General features: G+C 64.2%; 15 protein-coding genes. 4 read left to right on the top strand and 11 right to left on the bottom strand.

The window, feature by feature from the left end; genetic code table 11:
* Positions 1-408: 408 nt before the first annotated feature.
* The 11 genes from ACX17K_RS11485 to ACX17K_RS11435 form a co-directional block, all read right to left on the bottom strand.
* Positions 409-1,890 carry an OmpP1/FadL family transporter gene (locus ACX17K_RS11485; RefSeq protein ID WP_493774895.1) on the bottom strand — a complete coding sequence of 494 codons (1,482 nt, stop codon included), beginning with the start codon at positions 1,888-1,890 and terminating at the stop codon, positions 409-411.
* A 177-nt stretch (positions 1,891-2,067) separates the two neighbouring features.
* Positions 2,068-2,445, bottom strand: a complete 378-nt coding sequence (locus ACX17K_RS11480; RefSeq protein ID WP_493774894.1) for an acyl-CoA thioesterase — start codon at positions 2,443-2,445, stop codon at positions 2,068-2,070.
* 112 nt (positions 2,446-2,557) lie between these two features.
* Positions 2,558-5,011, bottom strand: a complete 2,454-nt coding sequence (locus tag ACX17K_RS11475; RefSeq protein ID WP_493774893.1) for an acyl-CoA dehydrogenase — start codon at positions 5,009-5,011, stop codon at positions 2,558-2,560.
* Positions 5,012-5,085: 74 nt separating this feature from the next.
* Positions 5,086-5,727 carry a TetR/AcrR family transcriptional regulator gene (locus tag ACX17K_RS11470; protein WP_493774892.1) on the bottom strand — a complete coding sequence of 214 codons (642 nt, stop codon included), beginning with the start codon at positions 5,725-5,727 and terminating at the stop codon, positions 5,086-5,088.
* 196 nt (positions 5,728-5,923) lie between these two features.
* Positions 5,924-7,108 carry an O-succinylhomoserine sulfhydrylase gene (locus tag ACX17K_RS11465; protein ID WP_493774891.1) on the bottom strand — a complete coding sequence of 395 codons (1,185 nt, stop codon included), beginning with the start codon at positions 7,106-7,108 and terminating at the stop codon, positions 5,924-5,926.
* Positions 7,109-7,231: 123 nt separating this feature from the next.
* A complete protein-coding gene (locus ACX17K_RS11460) occupies positions 7,232-7,675 on the bottom strand; it encodes a MarR family transcriptional regulator (RefSeq protein ID WP_021476033.1) in 444 nt (147 codons plus the stop codon).
* 81 nt (positions 7,676-7,756) lie between these two features.
* Positions 7,757-8,134, bottom strand: a complete 378-nt coding sequence (locus ACX17K_RS11455; RefSeq protein ID WP_493774890.1) for a DUF488 domain-containing protein — start codon at positions 8,132-8,134, stop codon at positions 7,757-7,759.
* Between the two features lie 166 nt (positions 8,135-8,300).
* Positions 8,301-9,434, bottom strand: coding sequence for an L-threonine dehydrogenase (yiaY, locus tag ACX17K_RS11450; protein ID WP_493774889.1), 1,134 nt, complete (start codon positions 9,432-9,434; stop codon positions 8,301-8,303).
* A gap of 113 nt (positions 9,435-9,547) precedes the next feature.
* Entirely contained in the window at positions 9,548-10,249 is a 702-nt protein-coding gene (locus tag ACX17K_RS11445; protein WP_021476030.1) for a MarC family protein, read from the bottom strand.
* A gap of 104 nt (positions 10,250-10,353) precedes the next feature.
* Complete coding sequence (locus tag ACX17K_RS11440; protein ID WP_231154036.1) at positions 10,354-11,880, bottom strand: amino acid permease; 1,527 nt, start codon at positions 11,878-11,880, stop codon at positions 10,354-10,356.
* 248 nt (positions 11,881-12,128) lie between these two features.
* Complete coding sequence (locus ACX17K_RS11435) at positions 12,129-13,988, bottom strand: potassium transporter Kup (RefSeq protein ID WP_493774888.1); 1,860 nt, start codon at positions 13,986-13,988, stop codon at positions 12,129-12,131.
* Between the two features lie 471 nt (positions 13,989-14,459).
* Between ACX17K_RS11435 and ACX17K_RS11430 the strand changes: the two genes are divergently transcribed.
* Genes ACX17K_RS11430 through ACX17K_RS11415 form a run of 4 tightly spaced genes read left to right on the top strand, consistent with a single transcriptional unit; the run spans position 14,460 to position 23,325 of the window.
* Positions 14,460-15,710 carry an MdtA/MuxA family multidrug efflux RND transporter periplasmic adaptor subunit gene (locus ACX17K_RS11430; RefSeq protein WP_493774887.1) on the top strand — a complete coding sequence of 417 codons (1,251 nt, stop codon included), beginning with the start codon at positions 14,460-14,462 and terminating at the stop codon, positions 15,708-15,710.
* A 15-nt stretch (positions 15,711-15,725) separates the two neighbouring features.
* Positions 15,726-18,827, top strand: a complete 3,102-nt coding sequence (locus tag ACX17K_RS11425; protein ID WP_493774886.1) for an MdtB/MuxB family multidrug efflux RND transporter permease subunit — start codon at positions 15,726-15,728, stop codon at positions 18,825-18,827.
* A complete protein-coding gene (locus ACX17K_RS11420) occupies positions 18,824-21,928 on the top strand; it encodes a multidrug efflux RND transporter permease subunit (protein WP_493774885.1) in 3,105 nt (1,034 codons plus the stop codon). The genes ACX17K_RS11425 and ACX17K_RS11420 overlap by 4 nt, the downstream gene beginning before the upstream one ends.
* Before the next feature lie 5 nt (positions 21,929-21,933).
* Positions 21,934-23,325 (top strand): efflux transporter outer membrane subunit, encoded by a 1,392-nt coding sequence (locus ACX17K_RS11415; protein WP_493774884.1) that lies wholly within the window; start codon positions 21,934-21,936, stop codon positions 23,323-23,325.
* Positions 23,326-23,334 lie beyond the last annotated feature (9 nt).

Below are 23,334 nucleotides of genomic sequence, written 5' to 3'. Positions count from 1 at the left end.
GTTGAAACACACATGAGACAGGCCCCTCTCAACCTGTCCTGCTTGCTTCAAGGACGGGCGTTGAAATCGTCCTTGCCCATTGCCCTGCGCCGGCAGGGGCTGACGCGGCGCGGGCGGGTACTGCTTGATAGAAACGACCGGGGATAATCGCTATTGTTCCGGTCTGGACCGCAATCGGCTCTCCTCGAGCGCAAACGACGGCCATATCGCGGGCATAGATAAAATATCAAACACTCGCTTTTATGCTGGATTAGTCTAACCCATTTTGGGCAAAATCAAAGCAGGTTTTGCAAAAAAATCGCATGCGGCGCTGGCGCGAGCGCAACAACGCCGCCGGGTCGTCCAAAGCAAGCGGGGCGAACGCTTGCGCGCCCGCCCCGAACCGGTTTTACGACGGCGCGCAGCCGCTTAGAAACGGTAGTTGTATTGCACGCCGATCAGCTGCAGATAAGTCTTGTAGCTGCCTTTGACCGTGCCGCCGTTGCCGGTACATGCCGCACCGGTAGTCGGGCTCACGCCAGCCGGGGTGCAGCTGTCAGTATAGTTGACGTTGGCGTTCTTGAAGTCGATGAAGCTGTAGGCCAGATCAAGCGAGCTCTGCTTGTTGATCTTGTAATTGGCGCCGAACGACAGCCAGATGCGGTCGCTGTCCGGGATGGCCGGGTGACGCTGGTCGTCGGACTGCAGCGGAGCCTGCTCCCAGGCCACACCGCCGCGCAACATCCAGGAATCGTTCAGCTGGTAGTTGGAGCCGAACGACACGCGCCAGGTATCCTTCCAGTTCTGGTGCAGCACCAAATCGCCTTGCGCAACACCGTTCACCGCAGATTGCTTGATGTCGATCTGCTGCATGCGCGAGTTGCGCACCCAGGTCACATCGCCCATCAACGCCACCTTCGGGTTCAACTGATGGAAGAAGTTGGCGGATGCGGTTTCCGGAGTGGTTACGTCAACGGAAGCAGATGCATCAGGATGCTTGGCCTTAGCCTGCTGCCACAAGGTATTCGCGCCAATGCCCAATCCAGCAAGCGCGTTATTAGTGACGTTATTGAACGTCCAAGTGGAGGAACCGCTCAAAGTCTGCTTGACGCTGGAACGATAAGCCAAACCAAATCGTGTGTTTTCATCCAATTGGAACATGTAACCGATGTTCCAGCCAAAGCCCCAATCATTCCCCTCCACATGCGCTAGGCCATCGCCCTTGATTCCAGCTTGACCCACCGCGCCAGCAGCAGCAGCAGCGCTACCAGTTGCAGCCAGAACCTTCTGATACAGCGCCGCATTCAATCCAGTCGTCGCATCCGCCATTTGCTCCAGCGTCGCATCCATATACTGGGCAGACACGCCGAAACCGAAGGAGTGGCGCTCATCCAGCTTGAAGGAGATGGACGGGTTGATGTTCAGAGACTGCAGGTTGATGCTCTTCAGCGCGTAGCGGCCGGCCCAATCGAAGCCATAGTCCAGCTTGGCGCCGTAAGGCACATACATGCCGATGCCGGCGGTGATCTTGTCGTTGATCTTGTGTGATAGGTAGAAGGTCGGCGCGGCTACCGCCTTGGGCGCGAACGTGCCGCCGTTGCCACCACCGGTTGCATGCGCGGGGAAACCCAAAGCACCCGTAGTGGTGGAACCGTTATCGGTATATTCGGAGTGCGGAACCACCAGGGTGCCGCCGATGACGAGCTGGGTGCCATCCAGCCGGGACAGGCCGGCCGGGTTGGTGAAGATGGTGGAAGGATCGTTGGCCTCTGCTCCGTTGGCGTGGGCGGTGCCCTGGCCGGAGACGCTCTGCGAGCCGAACTGATAACCCGAGGCCGCAGCCTGAGTCGATGCCAGACCGAGCGCGGTGCCCATGATCATCACGGACAGGCTGAGATGCTTGAGCTTCATGCTTCCCTCTCTATTGTAGCTTGGATATTTTCATTAACGATGACTCGGTCATTGACCGCAGCATCATTGATGCTACCAGAGAATTAGAGCAATCCAACCAGATATCAGAGCTTTTGTTCCAAACGTTCGTTTAATGCAACATTTCCACAACAATTTGTTTCCGCCACCACATTTAGGCTAGGAATCGCCCAGCAATCTGGACTTGCCGTCGGTATCCACCGCGACGAAAGTGGCGATCACTTCAGTGATGCGGATGTGGGAGCCATCCATGCGTTCGGCCTCGACGGAGATCTTCAGCGTGATGGATTTCTGGCCGATCCGCAGGCGCTCCACATACAGATCCACCACATCGCCCAACAGGATGGGCGCGGCGAACTGGAAGGCGTTGACGGCCACCGTCGTCACCGGGCCGCGGGACAGCCGCTCGGCGTCCAAGCTGCCCGCCATGTCGATCTGGCTCATCAGCCAGCCCGCCTGGACCCGGCCATAGGCATTGGTGCTGGTGGGCAAGGCGCGCACCCGCAATACCGGAGTCCGGTGTTCCTGCTGTTCCATCCCCTACCCCCTTGAAAGCGAAGCGCTGAGAAAAACGGCCGCAACAGGCGCGGCCGCTTTGCTCAACGCCGGATGCATGCGGCATCCGGCGCATGGTACCACGTTGCCGGATTTAGAAAATCAGGCGCTGCAGCAATTGTTCGTCATGCTGATCCAGCTTCTTGTCGAAGTCGTCCACCATGATCACGTCGCGCTTCAGCTTGCGGGCGCGGGTGACCGCGTCGAACTCTTCCTGGTTGATCAGGCCGGTCTGCAGCGCTTCCGCCAGACGCTCGCGCGCGGTGATGGTCTTGAACTTGCCGTCGCGCGCCAGCTTGCGCAGCTTCTGCTCCACCGGCTCGGTGGCCAGAATGGCGTGCAGCGCGTGATCCAGCACGCCCACCGGATCGGCCTCCGACTTCGGCACATACATGCCATGGGTCAGGCGGTCGCGGGTGGCGCCCGGCTCCATCATCGCGCGGGCGACCTTGGTGCCGACGCGATCGGAGGCCGGCTTCAGGGTCAGGCCCCACGGGAAGATCACGCGGCGCAGCAGCCAGGCCAGGCCGCGGCTAGGCAGGTTGGCCAGGAAGCCGTCCATCGCCACCTGCACGTCGTACAGGGCGTTCTCCACCGCCCAGCTCATCACGGCGATGTCTTCCTTCGGCGCGCCGTCGCGCTCGAAACGCTTCAGGCTGGCCGTGGCGATATACAGGCCGGACAGCATGTCGCCCAGACGGGCCGACAGCTTCTCGCGGAACTTCAGCGAGCCGCCCAGGCTGAACATCGCCATGTCGGACAGCAACGCGAAGGCGCTGGAGAGGCGAGTGACGCGCTTGTAGTACGCCGCGGTGACGCCGCCCTTCGGACTGGACGCGAAGCGGGCGCAGGTCAGGCCCAGCCACAGCGAACGGACGAAGTTGCTGATCACGAAATTGATATGGCCGGTGATGGCCTTGTCGAATTCGGCGCCGTCATCGGTCATCGCCGACTTCATCTCGCGCAGCACGAACGGATGGCAGCGGATCGCGCCCTGCCCGTAGATGATCATCGAACGGGTCAGGATGTTGGCGCCTTCCACGGTGATGCCGATCGGCACCGCCTGATATCCGCGCGCCAGGTAGTTGCGCGGGCCCAGCACCACGGTCTTGCCGCCGTGCACGTCCATCGCATCGTTCAGGGTTTTGCGCATGCGCTCGGTATTGTGGTACTTCAGGATGGCAGACAGCACCGACGGCTTTTCGCCGTTGTCGAGCGCGGTCAGCGCCAGGTCCTGCGACGCTTCCATCTGGTAGGTGAAGCCGCCGATGCGGGCCATTGCCTCGTCCACGCCCTCGAACTTGCCGATGGGCAGGCCGAACTGGTCGCGGATGCGGGCATACGCGCCGGTGGTCCAGGTGGTCAGCTTGCCGCAGGCGACGGACATCGCCGGCAGCGAGATGCAGCGGCCGACCGACAGGCACTCGACCAGCATGCGCCAGCCCTGGCCGGCGTATTCGCGTCCGCCGATGATCCAGTCCAGCGGAATGAACACGTCCTTGCCCCAGGTCGGGCCGTTCATGAAGGCAGAGCCGCCCGGGAAATGGCGACGGCCGATTTCAACGCCCTCGTGCTCGGTCGGCACCAGCGCGCAGGTGATGCCGATGTCTTCCTTGTCGCCCAGCAGATGCTCCGGGTCGTACATCTTGAACGCCAAGCCCAGGATAGTGGCGACCGGCGCCAGCGTGATCCAGCGTTTTTCCCAGCTGACGCGCACGCCTAGAACGTTCTCGAACCGCTCGCCGGTGCGCGGATGGGTGTAAGAGCCGCGGCAGACCACGCCGTAATCCGGAATGGCGCCCGCGTCGGAGCCGGCGTACGGGCTGGTCAGCGCGAAACACGGCACTTCCACGCCCTTGGCCAGACGCGGCAGGTAGTAATCTTTCTGCGCCTCAGTGCCATAGTGCTGCAGCAATTCGCCCGGTCCGAGCGAGTTGGGCACCATCACGGTCACCGCCGCGGTGCCGCCGCGGGTGGCGATCTTGGTCACGACTTTAGCGTGGGCGTAGTTGGAGAATTCCAGGCCGCCGTATTTCTTTTTGACGATCATGCCCAGGAAGCCATGATCCTTGATGAACTGCCAGACTTCCGGCGGCAGGTCCTTCAGCTCATGGGTGATCTTCCAGTCGTCGATCATGCCGCACAGCTGCTCGGTCGGGCCGTCGATGAAGGCCTGCTCTTCCGGCGTCAGCTTGGGATCCGGAAAGGACAGCAGGCGGCTGTAATCCGGCTTGCCGGAGAACAGGTCGCGATCCCACCAGACGGTGCCGGCGTTGATGGCCTCCTGCTCGGTCTGCGACATCGCGGGCGTGATTTTCTTGAACACGCCGAACACCGGGCCAGTGAAAACGGCGCGGCGCAGCGGCACGATGTTGAGCGCCGCGGCGACAACGGCGAACACCGCCCAGGCGGCGACAGGCACCGGACAGTGGAATACGAACTGGAGCGCGGCGAGCCAGGCGGCGACACCAACGGTCCAGACCAGCACCGGCGCGGCGAAATACGCCAGCGCGCCGAGCAGCACGACCAGAAGAACGGCAGCAATCATTGTGTTTACCCTCGTGTTGACCCCTCAGTTCCGCATGCGCCGCCGTGATCTTGTAATGAGCTGGCGATGCGGAATCAGCCTTCGATGGGCGCGACCAGACCGGCAATCACAAAAGGCACCAGGTATTTGACGATCATGTCCGGGTCCCGGGCGGTAACGATCTGGCTGCGCGTGAAGATTTTCAGCACATCGTTGCCGGCGAAGGCGTTGAACATGACGCTGAAGGCGAGATGCATCCGCCAGGCGAGCTGCTCCGGCTCCAGGTGCGGCAGCGCGCGTTGGAAGGCGCTGGTATAGCGTTGCACGAACACGCTGTACTGTTGCGAAATGGTCTCGCGCAACAGGCGGTGGTTCTCCACCAGGGTCCTCGACAACAAGCGCACGAACATGGCGCCGCCGCGCGACGGATCCTTGGACAGAGCCAGACAGGGCCGTATGAAGGACAGCACCAGCTGGTCAAGCGGCAAGCCGCCCTCCCGCGCCTCAAGCGTATCCAGTTCCGCCAGGCAGTCCTCCAGCAAGGGAGCCAGCCTGCGCAGAAACACGGATTCAAACAACGCATCCTTGGAGCCGAAGTGATAATTCACCGCGGCCAGATTCACCTCGGCCTGCTGGGTGATCATTCGCAGAGAAGTCGCCTCGAAGCCGTGCTCCACGAACAGACGTTCCGCGACGTCCAGGATGCGGGTTGCGGTATCGGGACGGTTGCCCTCCATGATCTCCAGAGCCTTTATTGTGTTTTGTGATTTGGTCTTGCTCATCTCAGCTTTCGAACAAGCGTTTCAAACTTACGTTTTAACTTGATCGATGTCAAGGCATGTCCCACTTGCCTCGCCACCCATCTCCCAGGGCAAACAAAAACGGCAATCTAATTTTAGACTGCCGTTTGAATGAAACACGCGTTAAAAGCGCTTAGTCAAGGCCTCGCAACAGATCTTGTTGAAGGTCGCGCACATTTTCCAGGCCGACGCTGACGCGCAACAGTCCCTCGACGATGCCGGCGCGCTCCCGCGCCTCCGGCGTCACGCGGGCGTGCGTGGTGCTGGAAGGATGGGTGATGGTGGTTTTCACATCGCCCAGATTGGCGGTGCGGGAAATCACTTGGACCGCGTCCACCACCCGCCATGCGGCCTCTCTGCCGCCCTTGACCACGAAGGACACCACCGCGCCGCCGCTCTTCTGCTGGCGCAGCGCCAGTTCATGCTGAGGATGGCTCTCCAGACCCGGATAATAGACGCGCTCCACATTGGGCTGCGCTTCCAGCCAGCGCGCCAGCTCCAGCGCGTTGGCGCTGTGCTTCTCCATCCGCAGATGCAGCGTCTCCATGCCGGACAACAGCGTCCAGGCATTGAACGGCGCCAGCGATGGGCCAGCCGCGCGCACGTGCAGATAGATTTGCTCGATCAGCTTGTCGCTGCCCACCACCGCGCCGCCCATCACCCGGCCATGGCCGTCCAGGAACTTGGTGGCGGAGTGCATGACCAGATCCGCGCCCAGCTTCAGCGGCTGCTGCAAGGCCGGGGAACAGAAGCTGTTGTCCACCACCAGAAGCGCGCCGTGCGCGTGGGCGATATCGGCGATGGCCGCGATGTCCGCCACCTCGGTCAAGGGATTGGACGGCGTTTCCAGGAACAGCAGCTTGGTATTCGGTTGCAGCGCCTCGCGCCACAGCGACAGGTCGCGCGCGTCCACAAAGGTGGTGGCCACGCCGAACTTGGACAGCTGGTTGGCGAACAGATTGGTGGTGGAGCCGAACAGGCTTTGCGACGACACGATGTGGTCGCCGGCCTGCAGCAGCGTCATCATGATCGCCTGGATCGCCGCCATGCCGGTGGCGGTGGCGATGGCGCGCTCTCCCTCCTCCATCTGCGCCAGCCGCTGCTGGAACGCCGCGACGGTGGGATTGGTGAAGCGGGTGTAGGTGTAGCCGTCGATCTCGCCGAGAAACATCGCGGCGGCCTGGGCGGCGGAATCGTAGGTGAAGCTGGAGGTGAGGTACAAGCCCTGGCTGTGCTCGTTGAACTGGCTGACCTCGCGGCCGGCGCGGATGGCCAGGGTTTCGGGATGCAGCGGAAGATGCGGCGCGTCGGATGCCATGATGATTCTCTCTTTCTTTCTTGTCCGCCCCCTTCGGCGGACCGCATCCCGACATCTTGCCTGAAAACCGCGTGTTTACTAAATGCCATCAAGCCATATGCAACACGGCTCCGCGCTATTTGCCTAGCCCAGCTCCTCCGGCAGTTGCAGCTGCCGCTTGGTCTGCAGCAACAAGTCCAGCGACAGGTAGCCGCCATCCTCCTGCAAGGCGATCAGCTCGTCGCGGTGCGCGCCGGCCAGCCTGGCCACCAGCTCTTCGCCCTTGGGCTGCAAGTGCACCTCCACGCAGCGTCTGTCCTCGCGCCCAGGCTGGCGCCGCACCAGCTGCTGCCCCTCGCAGCGGCTGACCAGCCCCACCACGCTGTGATGATGGGACTGCAGCCGTTCCGCCAGCTCCGCCACCGTCGCCCAGCTGCGGCCCGGATAGCCTTTCAGCTGCAGCAACAGCAAATACTGCAGCGGGGTGATGCCGCTATCCTGGGCCAGGTCCTCGCTGAACCGCAGAAAACGGCGCAGCCGGTAGCGAAAATCCGCCAGACGTTCGAAATCTTCCTTGCTCAAGCTCATGCCATGGCTTCAATGACAGTGGATCATGCGCGGCAGTCTAGCGCATACCCGGCCGGCCGCCGATGGCAATACTGCTCACGCCTACGCTTTTTCAAGCTGCCGCTCGCGGTAGCGCTGCTGCAAAAAGACCTTCAGCGCCATCACCGGGCTATGCTCGTCCGGCTCGCCGCTATGCAGCAGCGTCAGCTCGCCCTGCTCCATCGCTTTCAGCAAAGGCAGCCAGCGCGCGGGATTGTTGCCCATGTCGGCCCAATAGATATCGCAGAAAGTTGTCCAGCGCAGCGGCTGGAAACGCATCCAGGCCACCAGTTCGTCGGTCGGCATCACCCTGGGCAGCCAATGCCCGGCGGCCAGCGCGGAGCGCGGCAATCCTCGCGGCCATTTGCCGTCCACCAGAAACGCCCCGGCCGGCGGATTCCGGCATCCCTCCGCTCTTTCCAAACCTATTTCGATTCCCATGATCGTTACCTCCTGTCTTGCTTTCGCATGCGCAAACCAGTTCCTCCGGCCCTAGCCGCCTAATTTAGCTTTTAATTAAACTATCGTAATACGATATATATCGGCAAAAAATTTTGCTTCGCGGAGCTGCCGATCGCACGCATCGGCCGCTCCGCCCCGCCATCAGCTACATCGCCGCGCGGAAAATCGAGCAGACATCCTGATGGCTGCCCTTGCGCGGGTTGGTCAGGCCGCAAGCGTCCTTCAGCGCATTGTCCGCCAACGTCGGGATATCCGCCTCCTTGACGCCCAGTTCCTTCAGGCCCGCCGGGATGCCGACATCGGCGGCCAAGCGCTTGATCGCGGCGATGGCGGCCTCGGCGCTGCGCGCTCTCTCGCCCAGCGCGATGGCCACATCTCCCAGCCGCTCGCCGGCGACCGCGGCGTTGAAAACCTGGACATGCGGCAGCAGCACCGCGTTGCACACGCCATGCGGCAGATCGTAGAAGCCGCCCAGCTGATGCGCCATCGCGTGCACATAGCCTAAGGACGCGTTGTTGAAAGCCATGCCGGCCAGGAATTGCGCGTAAGCCATCTGCTCGCGCGCTTCCATGTCCTGGCCATCCCTCACCGCGCGGCGCAGGAAACCGGCGATCAGTTCCACCGCCTTCAAGGCGCAGGCGTCGGTGATGGGGGTGGCGATGGTGGACACATAGGCCTCCACCGCGTGAGTCAGCGCGTCCATGCCGGTGGCGGCCGTCAGCGAAGCCGGCATGCCGGCCATGGTTTCCGGATCGTTGACCGACAGAATGGGAGTGGTGTGCTTGTCGACGATGGCCATTTTGATGTGGCGCGACTCGTCGGTGATGATGCAGAAGCGGGTCATCTCGGACGCGGTGCCGGCAGTGGTGTTGATCGCCACCAGCGGCAGCTGCGGCTTGGCCGATTTGTCCACGCCTTCGTAATCCTGGATCTTGCCGCCGTTCACCGCCACCAGCGCGATGCCCTTGGCGCAATCGTGCGGCGAGCCGCCACCCAGCGACACCACCACGTCGCACTGTTTTTCCCGCAGCAGCGCGAGGCCGACGTTGACGTTGGCGCAACTGGGGTTGGGATGGACCCCGTCGAAGACCACCGGCTCGATGTCGGCGTCGCCCAGCATCTTCGCCACCTTGCCGGCTAGGCCAGCCTTGACCAGGCCCTGGTCGGTGACGATCAGCGCGCGGCGGAAGCCGTGGCCGCGCATGGCGTCGACGGCCTGTCTCAAACAGCCCGCGCCCATCAGGTTCAGCGAGGGGATGAAGAAAGCGCTTGTGCTCATGTCCGTCTCCAGTCAGTGGATTGCCATTGAACACAGTCTGCCGCCTTCTCCCTCCGCCAACTTTGCCTCAAGTCAATAAATGCCGGCCCAGCGGCACGCCAATGGAATGCCGATCAATGCAGCATCGCGGCGTTGTCTCGCAGCCACTGGCTGGCCAGCTCGCCGAAACCGTCCCACATGATCTGCACACCCAGGCACAGCAAGATGAAGGCGGACAGCCGCAGGAACACCACCGAGCCGGTCTGGCCCAGGTAGCGCAACAGCTTGTCGGCGTTGGCGTAGCACAGGTAAACCAGGGTGCTGCATACCAGCACCGCCGTGAGACCCGCCACCGGACTGATCACGAAACGCACCAGGCCCTTGCCGCTGCCGGTCAGCGTGGCGCCGATGGTGATGGCCACCGATACCGAGCCCGGCCCCACGGTCAGCGGGAAGGTCAGCGGGTAGAAGGCGCGCTGCTTGAGCTCCGCCTGGCTGTCCACCCTGGCCTGCTCGGTCGACGGCTGGCTGGACTCGGCCGGCGTGTCGTTCAGCATGCGCCAGGCGGCGAAGGTGATCAGCAGGCCGCCTGACATCTGCACCACCGGCAGCGACACGCCGAAGAAGGACAGCACGTAGCCGCCGACGAACATGCTGCCGATCAACAGCAGCGCGCAATAGACGGCGATGCGCCGCGCCAGGTAGCGCCGCTGCTGCGGCGTGTTACGCGCCGTCATCGAGATGAAGATGGGCACCAGGCCGGGCGGGTTCATGATAGGCAGCAGCGCCGCCATCACGAACAGAAACTTGGTAATGAAGGTGGACAGCAACTGCATACGGCACCCCGCCTGGAAGGTTTAAAATGTTGTCAGGATAGCGGATGAAACCATAAAAAAAGCCCGCTTGCCAGCGGGCTTTTTCAAGCAATTTTCCAGAGCGGTCACGCCTGAGCGGAAGCCGGTTTGCCGCCGCGGGTTTCTTCCCGCAGCATCAAGGCGTTGCGATGGGCCTCGGCCAGTTCCACCTTGTCCAGCGGCACCATCCGGGTGTTGTGCTTGACGCGGTATCCCCACCACAGCGCCACAAACAGCGGGATGCCCAGATAGGTGGCGATGACGCCGTTCCAGTCCACCTTGGCCGCGGTGAAGGCGGTGTAGTTCTGGCCCAGCATGATCAGCAGGCACAAGACGAAGGCGAACACCGGGCCCAGCGGGAACCACTTGGCCTTATACGGCAGATCGTCCAGGCTGTAGCCCTGCTTCACATAGGCGCGGCGGAAGCGGTAGTGGCTGATGGCCACGCCCAGCCAGGCGATGAAGCCGGTCATCCCGGACGAGTTCAGCAGCCACATGTAGACCGCGTTGCTCTGGAACAGCGAGGTCAGGAAGCACAGGCAGGCCACCAGCGTGGTGGCATACAGCGCGTTGCGCGGCACGCCGTTGTCGGTCAGCTTGCCGAAGACCTTGGGCGCCATGCCGTTCTTGGCCATCGCGTACAGCATGCGGGTGGACGCGTACATGCCGGAATTGCCGGCCGACAGGATGGCGGACAGGATCACCGCGTTCATCAGGCTGGCGGCGAAGGCGAGGCCCGCGCGGTTGAACACCAGCGTGAACGGGCTGGCGCCGACGTCCTTCATGTCGTTCTTCAGCAGCGACGGATCGTTGTGCGGCAGGATCAGGCCGATGATCAGGATGGACAGCATGTAGAACATCAGGATGCGCCAGAAAATCTGGCGCACGGCGCGCGGAATGGTGCGGCCCGGATTGGCCGACTCGCCGGCGGCGACGCCGATCAGTTCGGTGCCCTGGAAGGAAAAGCCGACCACCATGGCGACGCCGACGAAGGCAGCCAGGCCGCCGACGAAGGCGCCGTCGCCCTGCATCATCACATTCAGGCCCGGCGCGATGCGGTTCGGATTCGGCTCGGTCATGATGCCCAGAATCATCAGGAAGCCGATGACGATGAAGGCGATGATGGTGGCCACTTTCAACATGGAGCACCAGAACTCGGCCTCGCCGAAGCCCTTCACCGAGAAATAGTTGAGCGCGAAGATGATGGCCAGGAAACCGCCGCTCCACACCACGCCCGGTATGCCGGGGTACCAGTAGTTCATGATGATGGCGGCCGCGGCCAGCTCCACCGCGACGGTGATCGCCCAGTTGTACCAGTAGTTCCAGCCCTGGGCGAAGCCGAAGGCCGGATCGACGAAGCGCGAGCCGTAGGCCTGGAAGGAGCCGGACACCGGCATGAAGGCGGCCATTTCGCCCAGGCTGGTCATCAGGAAGTACACCATCAGGCCCACCAGCGCGTAAGCCAGCAGCGCGCCGCCGGCGCCCGCGCTGGAGATGGTGGCGCCGGACGCCAGGAACAGGCCGGTGCCGATGGAACCGCCGATGGCGATCATCGACAGGTGGCGCGCCTGCAGCGTGCGCCGCAGCTCGGGCGCGTCTTGTTTCTTGCTCATATCCAACTCACTCTGTTGTTCTGCCGCGCGGACCGGAACCGGCGTCGCCCAGGCTCTGCGCCGGGCGGGTGACAATCAAAGCGGGAAAGAATGACATCGATCGCCGGCATTGCCTAGCCCGGATTAGGCGATTTACGCAAAAAACGAAGATGTCATGTTCGAAAATGAACGCAGAACCCAGAGCAGGCAAGGCGAAGCCGGCGCTGCGGCGCGCCCTGCCGGATCAGAAATGCCATGAGGCCGACACGCTACAATTCGATGCGCGCGCCCAGCTCCACCACCCGATTGGGCGGCAGGCCGAAGTACAGCGTGGCGCTGCGCTCGTTCTGCCTGAGGAAGGCGAAGACGCCGACCAGCCAGCGCTTGAAGCCGCCGCTGCCCGGCGCGGCCACCAGCGTCTGCCGCCCCAGATAATAGCTGGTGCTCAACGGCTCCAGCGGCGGCAGGCGCAGCAGCTCCGCCGCGCGCGCCATCGCCGCCGGCACGTCCGGCTCCTCCATATAGCCGTAGCTCGCCGCCACCCTGGCCACCCCCTGCCCCAGCCACTGCGCCGACACGCGCTCGCCGGAGACCCGCGGCACGTCCAGCATCTGCAAAGTCAGCAGGACCGCGGTTTCGTGCAGCGCCTGATTATGCTTCAGGTGGTGCAGCAGCACCGGCGGCGCGCCGTCCGCGCTTTCGGACAGAAATACCCCGACGCCCGGAATCCGCATCAACGGATGCGTCTCCAGGCTGGAGAGCAAGGCCTCCACCGGCAACTGGCGGCCGCGGCTTTCATGCCGCTGCAGCCTTCGCCCGCCGAACCAGCAACCCATCATCGCGAACACCGCCAGGCCTAGCAGCAAAGGCAGCCAGCCGCCATCCAGAAACTTGAGCACATTGGCCAGCCAGAAGGCCAGGTCGATGGCGAACAAGCCCCCCGCCACCAGCGCCACCGCCCACCACGGCCAATGCCAGCGGCGGCGCGCCAGCACCGCGAACAGCACGGTGGTGATGGCCATGGTGGTGGAAACGGCCAGGCCGAAGGCCGCAGCCAGCTTGCCCGACTCGCGAAAGCCCAGCACCACCGCGATCGTGGCCAGCATCAGAATCCAGTTCAGCAAGGGCAGGTAGATCTGGCCCTTGTGGCTGCCCGAGGTATGCAGCACCTTCACCCTGGGGAAGAAGCCCAGCTGCACCGACTGGTGGGTCAGCGAGAACACAGCGGTGATCAGGGCCTGCGAGGCGACGATGGTGGCCAGCGTGGACAGCGCCACCATCGGGTACAGCCCCCACTCCGGCACCATGGAATAGAAAGGCCTGCCGGACAACTGCGGGTGCGCGAGCAGCAGCGCGCCCTGCCCCAGATAGCTCAGTATCAGCGACGGCAGCGCCAGGCCATACCAGGCCAGCCGTATCGGCCGCGCGCCGAAATGGCCCATGTCGGCGTACAGCGCTTCCGCGCCGGTCAGGCACAGCACCACCGCGCCCAGCGAAACGAAACCGGCAAAGCCGTTGCGCTGGAAATACGCGATGCCGTGCCAAGGGTTGGCCGCCTGCAGAATGGCCGGGTTGTGCCACAACTGGGCCAGACCCAGCGCGGCGATGGCCACGAACCACGCCGCCAGTATCGGGCCGAAAGCCACGCCCACCCGGCCGGAGCCGAAAGGCTGCACCATGAACAGCAAAGCCAGGATGGCGACGGTGGCGGGCACCACATAGGCGGCCAGCGCCGGCGTCGCCACCTGCAGCCCTTCCATCGCGCTCAACACCGACACCGCCGGCGTGATCACCCCGTCGCCGTACAGCATCGCCGCGCCGGCCAGGCCCAACAACACCCAGCCCCAAGCGGCGCGCCCCTTGCCATCCGTCCGTCCGCCGGTGATCTGAGCCAACAACGCCAGGATGCCGCCCTCGCCCCGGTTGTCGGCCCGCATCAGCACCAACACGTATTTGATGCTGACCATCAGGATCAGCGACCACAAAAACAGCGACACCACCCCGACCACATTGTCGGGAGTCGGCAGCACGCCGTGATCGCCATTGAACGCTTCCTGCAGCGCGTACAGCGGGCTGGTGCCCAAGTCGCCGAACACCACGCCCAGCGCCGCCAATGCCAGCATGGCCATGGCTGGACTCCGACGTTTTCGGTCGGCGGCCGAAATGGCCATGCTTCTGAATGCAGCCAACATGTTTGCTCCTCGCAACGCTATCGTCCAGGTAATTGACACTTCATTCAGCATGCTAGGGCCGCCAAAATAAAAGCCGGGTAGAGATTCCACCCGGCGCATGTAAACAAATGGTAAAAACACCGTTCCCGCCATTCGATGGCCGGCAACTTCGGAATGCCATAGCGGCCAAAGCCTTAGCCCGACGAGCTTTTACCCTAAATCAATATTAAAAAGCGGACGCTCGTTTTTCATTAACAATTCACAACACAAAGCCGCTTACGACTCAAACCAGGCTAATACAATGCGTTCACTCTTATACATATGTATTCAGCACTAAATCGCTGTTTCAACGCATAAGCGCAGCACAAAGCATGTAAAAATGTCATGCTTCCTTACAACAACACTCAATGTCCGCCCGGAGCTCTCCGCATGTCCACCGCCGCGCCAGCCAAATCCAAACGCCTGCCCCTGATACTCATTCTGCTCGCCGCGCTGGGCGGCGGCTGGTGGTGGCACCAGCACAATCAAAGCGCCCAGGAGGCCGCCGCCAGAAACAAGGCCGGCGCGCCGATGGCGGTGGGCGTGGCCGACGTGCGGACCATGGACGCGCCCCTGCAGCTGAACGCGCTGGGCACCGTCACCTCTACCTATACCGTGACAGTGCGTAGCCGCGTCGACGGCCAACTGGACAAAATCCACTTCGCCGAAGGCCAGCAGGTCAAACAAGGCCAGCTGTTGGCAGAACTTGACGCCCGCCCCTACCAGGCCGCGCTGACCCAGGCCGAAGGCCAGTTGCTGCGCGACCAGGCGCTGCTGGAAAACGCCCGCCTGGATCTGGCCCGCTACAAACAGCTGGCCAGCCAGAACTCCATCGCCAAGCAGCAGGTGGATACCCAGCAGGCGCTGGTGCACCAGTACGAAGGCACGGTCAAGGTCGACCAGGGCGCCGTGGCCGCCGCCCGCGTCAATGTCGACTACACCCGCGTCGTCGCGCCGATCAGCGGCCGCGTCGGCCTGCGCCAGGTGGATCCGGGCAATATCGTCCACGCCAGCGACGCCAACGGCCTGGTCACCATCACCCAGACCCAGCCGATCACCGTGCTCTTCGCCGTGCCCGAAGTCAGCCTGGCCTCGGTGCTGCAAGCCGCCCGCGCCGACAAGGCGCTTAAGGTGGAAGCCTGGGACCGCGACAACCGCCACAAACTGGCCGACGGCAAGCTGCTGGCGCTGGACAACCAGTTGAACACCAGCACCGGCACCATCAACATCAAGGCCACTTTCGCCAACGAACAGCAGCAGTTGTTCCCCAACCAATTCGTCAACGTCAACCTGCAGCTGGGCGTGCGCAAGGACGCGGTGGTGGTGCCCACCGTGGCGGTGCAGCTGGGCAAGGTAGGCAGCTATGTCTACACCGTCGGCGGCGACTCCACCGTCAGCATCGCCAAGGTCAAGACCGGCCCTGTTTCAGGCACCGACACCATCATCGAGGATGGCCTGAAACCAGGCCAACGCGTGGTGATAGACGGCGTGGACAAGCTGCGCAACGGCGCCCAGGTCAAGGTGATAGACCGCGCCGCCCAGGCGCGCGAGGCCGCCTCGGCCGCCGCCGGCGAAGCCAAGGGCCACAAAAAGCACGGCGCAGGCGCCTGGGGCAAGAAGCACGCCTCGGCGGCCAACTAAACGGAAGGACACCGCATGAACCCCTCCCGTCCGTTCATTACGCGGCCGGTGGCCACCACCTTGCTGATGGTGGCCATCCTGCTGACCGGTCTGGTCGCCTGGCGCATGCTGCCGGTATCGGCGCTGCCGGAAGTCGACTATCCGACCATCCAGGTGGTGACGCTCTATCCCGGCGCCAGCCCCGATGTGATGACCTCGTCGGTCACCGCGCCGCTTGAGCGCCAGTTCGGCCAGATGCCGGGCCTGTCGCAGATGTCATCGTCCAGCTCCGGCGGCGCCTCGGTGATCACGCTGCAGTTCAGCCTCGACCTGACGCTGGACGTGGCCGAACAGGAAGTCCAGGCGGCGATCAACGCCGCCGGCAACCTGCTGCCGTCCGACCTGCCCAGCCCGCCGGTCTACAACAAGGTCAATCCCGCCGACACGCCCATCCTCACCGTCGCCGTCAGCTCGCCCACCATGCCGCTGACCAAGCTGGAAGACATGGTCGACACCCGCCTGGCGCAGAAGCTGTCGCAGGTGCCGGGCGTGGGCCTGGTCAGCATCAGCGGCGGCCAGCGGCCGGCCGTGCGCATCCAGAGCAATCCCAAGGCGCTGGCCGCGCGCGGGCTGACCCTGGAAGACATCCGCACCGCCGTCGCCGCCGCCAACGTCAACCAGGCCAAGGGCAGCTTCGACGGTCCGACCCAGGCGTCCACAGTGGACGGTAACGACCAATTGCAATCGGCCGACGAATACAAAAACGTCATCGTCGCCTACCAGAACGGCGCGCCGGTCTATGTCAGGGATGTGGCCAAGGTGGTGGAATCGGCCGAAAACACCCGGCTAGCCGCCTGGTCCGGCTCCACGCCGGCCATCATCCTCAACGTGCAGCGCCAGCCGGGCGCCAACGTGATCCAGGTGACCGACCGCATCAAGTCGCTGCTGCCGCAGTTGCAGGGCACCCTGCCCGCCTCGGTCGACGTGCATGTGCTGAGCGACCGCACCGTGACCATCCGCGCCTCGGTGGAGGATGTGGAATTCGAACTGATGCTGGCCATCGGCCTAGTGGTGATGGTGATCTTCGTCTTCCTGCGCAATGTGCCGGCCACCATCATTCCGGCGGTGGCGGTGCCCTTGTCGCTGGTGGGCACCTTCGGCGTGATGTACCTGACCGGCTTCTCGATCAACAACCTGACGCTGATGGCGCTGACCATCGCCACCGGCTTCGTCGTCGACGACGCCATCGTGATGATCGAGAACATCGCCCGCTACATCGAGGAAGGCGAGAAACCGCTGGAGGCGGCGCTGAAGGGCTCCAAGCAGATCGGCTTCACCATCATCTCGCTGACCATCTCGCTGATCGCGGTGCTGATTCCGCTGTTGTTCATGGGCGACGTGGTGGGCCGGCTGTTCCGCGAATTCGCGGTCACCCTGGCGGTGTCCATCCTGATTTCCGCCTTCATCTCGCTGACGCTTACGCCGATGATGTGCGCGCGCCTGCTCAAGCATGTGCCGGAAGAAAAACAGGGCCGCTTCTACCACGCCAGCGGCAAGTTCTTCGATGACATCATCGCCCGCTACGGCAAGATGCTGACCTGGGTGCTGGACCGCCAGAAAACCACGCTGCTGGTGGCCGTCGGCACCGTGGCGCTGACCGCGGCGCTGTACGTCTGGGTGCCGAAGGGCTTCTTTCCGTTGCAGGACACCGGCGCGATACAAGGCATCAGCGAGGCCTCGCAGTCCATCTCCTTCACCGCGATGGCCGACCGCCAGGAAAAACTGGCCGAGCAGCTGCTGAAAGATCCGGCGGTGGACAGCCTGTCGTCCTTCATCGGCGTGGACGGCACCAACGCCACGCTGAACAGCGGCCGCCTGCTGATCAATCTGAAACCCAAGGGCGAGCGCGACGACATCCGCACCGTGCTCGCGCGGCTGCAGCAGCGCGCCGACGACGTGCCGGGCATGTCGCTGTATCTGCAGGCGGTGCAGGATCTGACCATCGACGCCCGCGTCAGCCGCACCCAGTACCAGTTCACGCTGCAAGCCACCAGCCAGGACGACCTGTCCACCTGGGTGCCCAAGCTGGTGCACCGGCTGCAGCAGGAGCCGGCGCTGGCCGACGTGGCCAGCGACCTGCAAGACAAGGGCCTGCAAGCCTACGTCAACATCAACCGCGATGTCGCCTCGCGCCTGGGCGTCACCACCGCGGCGGTCGACAACGCCTTGTACGATGCCTTCGGCCAGCGGCTGATCTCCACCATCTTCACCCAGACCAACCAGTACCGCGTGGTGCTGGAGGTGGACAAGGAGCACCAGCGCGATCCGCTGTCGCTGAAGGGCATCTACGTGCCCACCGCCAGCGGCGGCCCGGTGCCGCTGGACGCGGTGGCCACCATAGAGGAGCGCCCGGCTTCGCTGGCGATCAACCATCTGGGCCAGTTCCCCACCGCCACCATCTCCTTCAACCTGAAACAGGGCGCGTCGCTGGGCGAAGCGGTGGACGCCATCCGCCAGGCCGAGTCCGAGCTGGGCCTGCCGGCCAGCATGGACACCAAGTTCCAGGGCGCGGCGATGGCCTTCCAGGCGTCCTTGTCCAACACGCTGTGGCTGATCCTGGCCGCCATCGTCACCATGTACATCGTGCTGGGCGTGCTGTACGAGAGCTACATCCATCCGATCACGATTCTCTCCACCCTGCCCTCGGCCGGCATCGGCGCGCTGTTGGCGCTGATGGTGTCCGGCACAGACCTGTCGGTGATCGCCATCATCGGCATCATCCTGCTGATCGGCATCGTCAAGAAAAACGCGATCATGATGATCGACTTCGCGCTGGAGGCCGAGCGCGAACAGGGCATGAGCCCGCGCGAGGCGATCTACCAGGCCTGCCTGCTGCGCTTCCGCCCCATCCTGATGACCACGATGGCGGCGCTGCTGGGCGCGCTGCCGCTGATGATGGGCGGCGGCATGGGCTCAGAGCTGCGCGAGCCGCTGGGCATCACCATGGTGGGCGGCCTGATGGTCAGCCAGGTGCTGACGCTGTTCACCACGCCGGTGATCTACCTGGCCTTCGACCGGCTGGCGCGGCGCTTCGGCCGCAAGGACAAGCCTGAACTGGCGCAAGAGGTGGACGCATGATTCCGTCCGCCCCCTTCATCCGCAGGCCGGTGGCGACCACGCTGTTGACGCTGGCCATCCTGCTGGCCGGCGCCATCGCCTTCAAGCTGTTGCCGGTGTCGCCGCTGCCGCAGGTGGACTTCCCCACCATTTCGGTATCGGCCAAGCTGCCAGGCGCTAGCCCGGAGACGATGGCCGCCACCGTGGCCACGCCGCTGGAGCGCGCGCTGGGCCGGATCGCCGGCATCACCGAGATGACCTCGTCCAGCTCGCTGGGCTCCACCAACATCACGCTGCAGTTCGACCTGGACCGCGACATCAACGGCGCCGCGCGCGACGTGCAGGCGGCGATCAACGCCGCCCACTCGCTGCTGCCGTCCGGCATGCCGTCCAATCCGACTTACCGCAAGGTGAATCCGGCCGACGCGCCCATCATGATCATGGCGCTGACCTCGGACAGCCTGACCCGCGGCCAGATGTACGACGCGGCGGACTCCATCCTGGGCCAGAAGCTGTCGCAGGTGGACGGCATCGGCAACGTGATCATTGGCGGCGGCGCCCAGCCGGCGGTGCGGGTGGAAATGAACCCGATGCAGCTGAACCACTACGGCATCGGCATGGAAACGGTGCGCTCCGCCATCACCAGCACCAACGCCAACCGGCCCAAGGGCTTTCTCGAGAACGAGGACAAGCACTGGCAGGTGCAGGCCAACGACCAGGCCGGCAAGGCCAGCGACTACCTGCCGCTGATCGTCAGCTACAAGAACGGCAACGCGGTGCGCATTTCCGACGTGGCCGAGGTCAAGGATTCGGTGGTGGACCTGCGCAACGCCGGCATGCTGGGCAAACAGCCGGCTGTGATGCTGATCCTGTTCCGCCAGCCGGGCGCCAACATCATCGAAACGGTGGACCGGGTGAAGGCGATGCTGCCGCAGCTGCAAGCCTCCATCCCGTCGGCGATCAAGATCAACCAGGTGATGGACCGCACCCCCACCATCCGCGCCTCGCTGTCGGAGGTGGAGCGCTCGCTGGCGATCTCCATCGCGCTGGTGATCCTGGTGGTGTTCATGTTCCTGCGCAACGGCCGCGCCACCGCGATTCCGGCCATCACCGTGCCGGTGTCGCTAGTGGGCACTTTCGCCGTGATGTATATGGCCGGCTTCTCCTTGAACAACCTCAGCCTGATGGCGCTGACCATCGCCACCGGCTTCGTCGTCGACGACACCATCGTGGTGCTGGAAAACATCTCGCGGCACATCGAAGACGGCATGAAGCCGTTCCAGGCGGCGCTGCAGGGCGCGCGCGAGGTCGGTTTCACCGTGCTGTCGATGAGCATTTCGCTGATCGCGGTGTTCATCCCCATTTTGCTGATGGGCGGCATCATCGGCCGTTTGTTCCGCGAGTTCGCCGTGACGCTGTCGGTGGCCATCATGGTGTCGCTGGTGGTGTCGCTCACCACCACGCCGATGCTGTGCGCGCGCTGGCTGAAAGCGCATGACGCGCACAAGGAGCCGGGCAAGCTGTTCCGATGGAGCGAGCGCATGTTCGACGCGATGCTGGACGGCTACCGCCGCTCGCTGTCCTGGGCGCTGCGCCACAGCCGGCTGATGATGGTCATCCTGGGCGCCACCATCGCGCTCAATGTGTTCCTGTACGTGGTGATCGCCAAGGGCTTCTTCCCGCAGCAGGACACCGGCCGCCTGACCGGCATGATCCGCGCCGACCAGAGCATTTCCTTCCAGGCGATGCAGGTCAAACTCCAGCGCTTCATCAACGTGGTCGGCGCCGATCCGGCGGTGGACAAGGTGGTGGGCTTCACCGGCGGCGGCCAGCGCAACGGCGCCAATATGTTCGTCAGCCTGAAGCCGCTGTCCGAGCGCAAGGAAAACGCCGACCAGGTGATCGCCCGGCTGCGCAAGAAGCTGGCCGCGGAACCCGGCGCCCAGCTGTTCCTGCAGTCGGTGCAGGACATCCGCATCGGCGGCCGCGCCAGCAACGCGCAGTACCAGTACACGCTGCAGGGCGACGATCTGAACGAGCTGCGCGAATGGACGCCCAAGGTGCAGCAGGCGATGAGCAAGATCCCCTTCCTGGCCGACCTCAACAACGACCAGGAAGTGAAGGGCCTGCAAACCACGCTCAACTTCGACCGCGCGGCGATGGCGCGGCTGGGCCTGACCCAGGCGCAGGTGGACTCGGTGCTGAACGACGCCTTCGGCCAGCGCCAGGTCTCCACCATCTACAACGCGCTCAACCAGTACCACGTGGTGCTGGAAGTGGCGCCGCAGTACTGGCAGAGCCCGGAAAGCCTGCGCGACATCTACCTGCAGACGCCGGGCGGCCAGCCGACGCCGCTGTCGGCCTTCGCCAGCTGGAAGCCGACCAACACCTCGCTGTCGGTCAACCACCAGAGCCAGTTCGCGGCCACCACCATCTCCTTCAACCTGCCGCCGGGCTACTCGCTGTCCGACGCCACCCTGGCCATAGACGCAGCCATCGCCGACATCGGCCTGCCCAGCAGCATCCACGCCAGCTTCCAGGGCACGGCCAAGTCGTTCCAGGCCTCGCTCGACAGCCAGCCTTATTTGATCCTGGCGGCGCTGGTGGCGGTCTACATCGTGCTGGGCATGCTGTACGAGAGCGTGGTGCACCCGATCACCATCATCTCCACCCTGCCCTCCGCCGGCGTCGGCGCGCTGCTGGCGCTGATGGCCACCGGCGGCGAGTTCAACATCATCTCTCTGATCGGCGTGCTGCTGTTGATCGGCATCGTCAAGAAGAACGCGATCATGATGATCGACTTCGCGCTCACCGCCGAGCGCGAACAGAACCTGCCGCCGCAGGAAGCCATCCTGCAGGCCTGCCTGCTGCGTTTCCGCCCCATCATGATGACCACGATGGCCGCTCTGTTCGGCGCGCTGCCGCTGGCGCTGGGCCATGGCGACGGCGCCGAGATGCGCACCCCGCTGGGCATCTCCATCGTCGGCGGCCTGCTGCTCAGCCAGTTGCTGACGCTGTACACCACCCCCATCGTCTACCTGTATCTGGACCGCTTCCGCCTGTGGTGCCTGAAATGGCGCGGCAGCCACGGCCACGCGCTGGCCGGCGGCAAAGAGGAATGATTGCCATGAATAGAACAACAACACCGCTGAAACACGGCCTGAGCGCCATCTTCATCGCCGCCGCGCTGGCCGGCTGCGCCATCGGCCCCGACTACGTCAAGCCCAAGCTGGACATTCCGGCCAGCTTCAAGGAAGACGGCCGCTGGAAAACCGCAGAACCGCAGGACGCGATGCCGCGCGGCGACTGGTGGACAACATTCCAGGACCCGACCCTGAACGGCCTGATGGACACGCTGAACAAACAAAGCCCCACCATCGCCCAGGCCGAGGCGCAGTACCGCGAAGCCCAGGCCCAGCTGCGCCAGGCAGAGGCCGGGCTGTTCCCGTCGCTGTCCGCCAACGCCTCGCAGAGCCGCGGCGTTTCCTCTCCAGGCGCCGGCACATCCAATGCCTACAATCTGGGCCTGTCCGCCAGCTGGGAAGTGGACCTGTGGGGCGGTGTGCGCCGCGAGGTGGAGGCCGGCAAGGCCAAGCAGCAGGCGTCCGAGGCCCAGCTGGCGGCCATCCGCCTGAGCAGCCAGGCCCAGCTGGCCACCGCCTACCTGCAGCTGGTGGTGGCTGACCGGCAGCTGGCCAATCTGCGCGACAGCGAAAAAGCGCTGAGCGAAGCGCTGAAGCTGACACGCAATCAGTTCGCCGCCGGCATCGTCGGCGACGACGCGGTGGCCTCGGCCGAAAGCCAATGGAACACCGCGCAAGCCGCGGTGGTGGACAAGCAGTTGACCCGCGCCCAGCTGGAGCACGCGATCGCCGCCCAATTGGGCCAGGCGCCGGCCAGCTTCGGGCTGCCTCCTGCCACGGAAACGCCCCACCTGCCGCAGATTCCGGCCGGCCTGCCTTCGGCGCTGCTGGAGCGCCGGCCCGACGTAGCCGCGGCAGAGCGCAATATGGCCGCCGCCAACGCCGGGATCGGCGTCGCCAAAGCCGCTTTCTTCCCGACGCTGACGCTGGGCGCCAGCGGCGGCTACCGCGGCTCCACCTTCGCCGACTGGGTAACGCTGCCGAACCGCATCTGGTCGGTCGGCCCATCGCTGGCGCTGACGCTGTTCGACGCCGGCCTGCGCAGCGCCCAGACCGACCAGGCGATCGCCAGCTACGACGCCAGCGTGGCCAGTTACCGCCAGACCGTGCTCGCCGCGCTGCAAGGCGTGGAGGACAATCTGTCGGCGCAAAGCCTGCTGAAGGAAGAGTCCGGCATGCAGACCGCGGCGCTGGCCGCGGCCAAGCGGGCGGAGACCATCGCGATGAACCAGTACCAGGCCGGCACCGTCGCCTACCTGAACGTGCTGTCGGCGCAAAACGCCCGCATCGCGGCGGAGAACAACCTCTGGACCGTGGTCAACCGCCAGTACACCGGCAGCGTGGCACTGATCGCCGCGCTTGGCGGCCGCTGGTAATACGGCCAT

It is taken from the genome of Chromobacterium sp. INPA-IVC (assembly GCF_059047085.1).
This window is presented reverse-complemented; position numbering and strand designations above follow the sequence as displayed.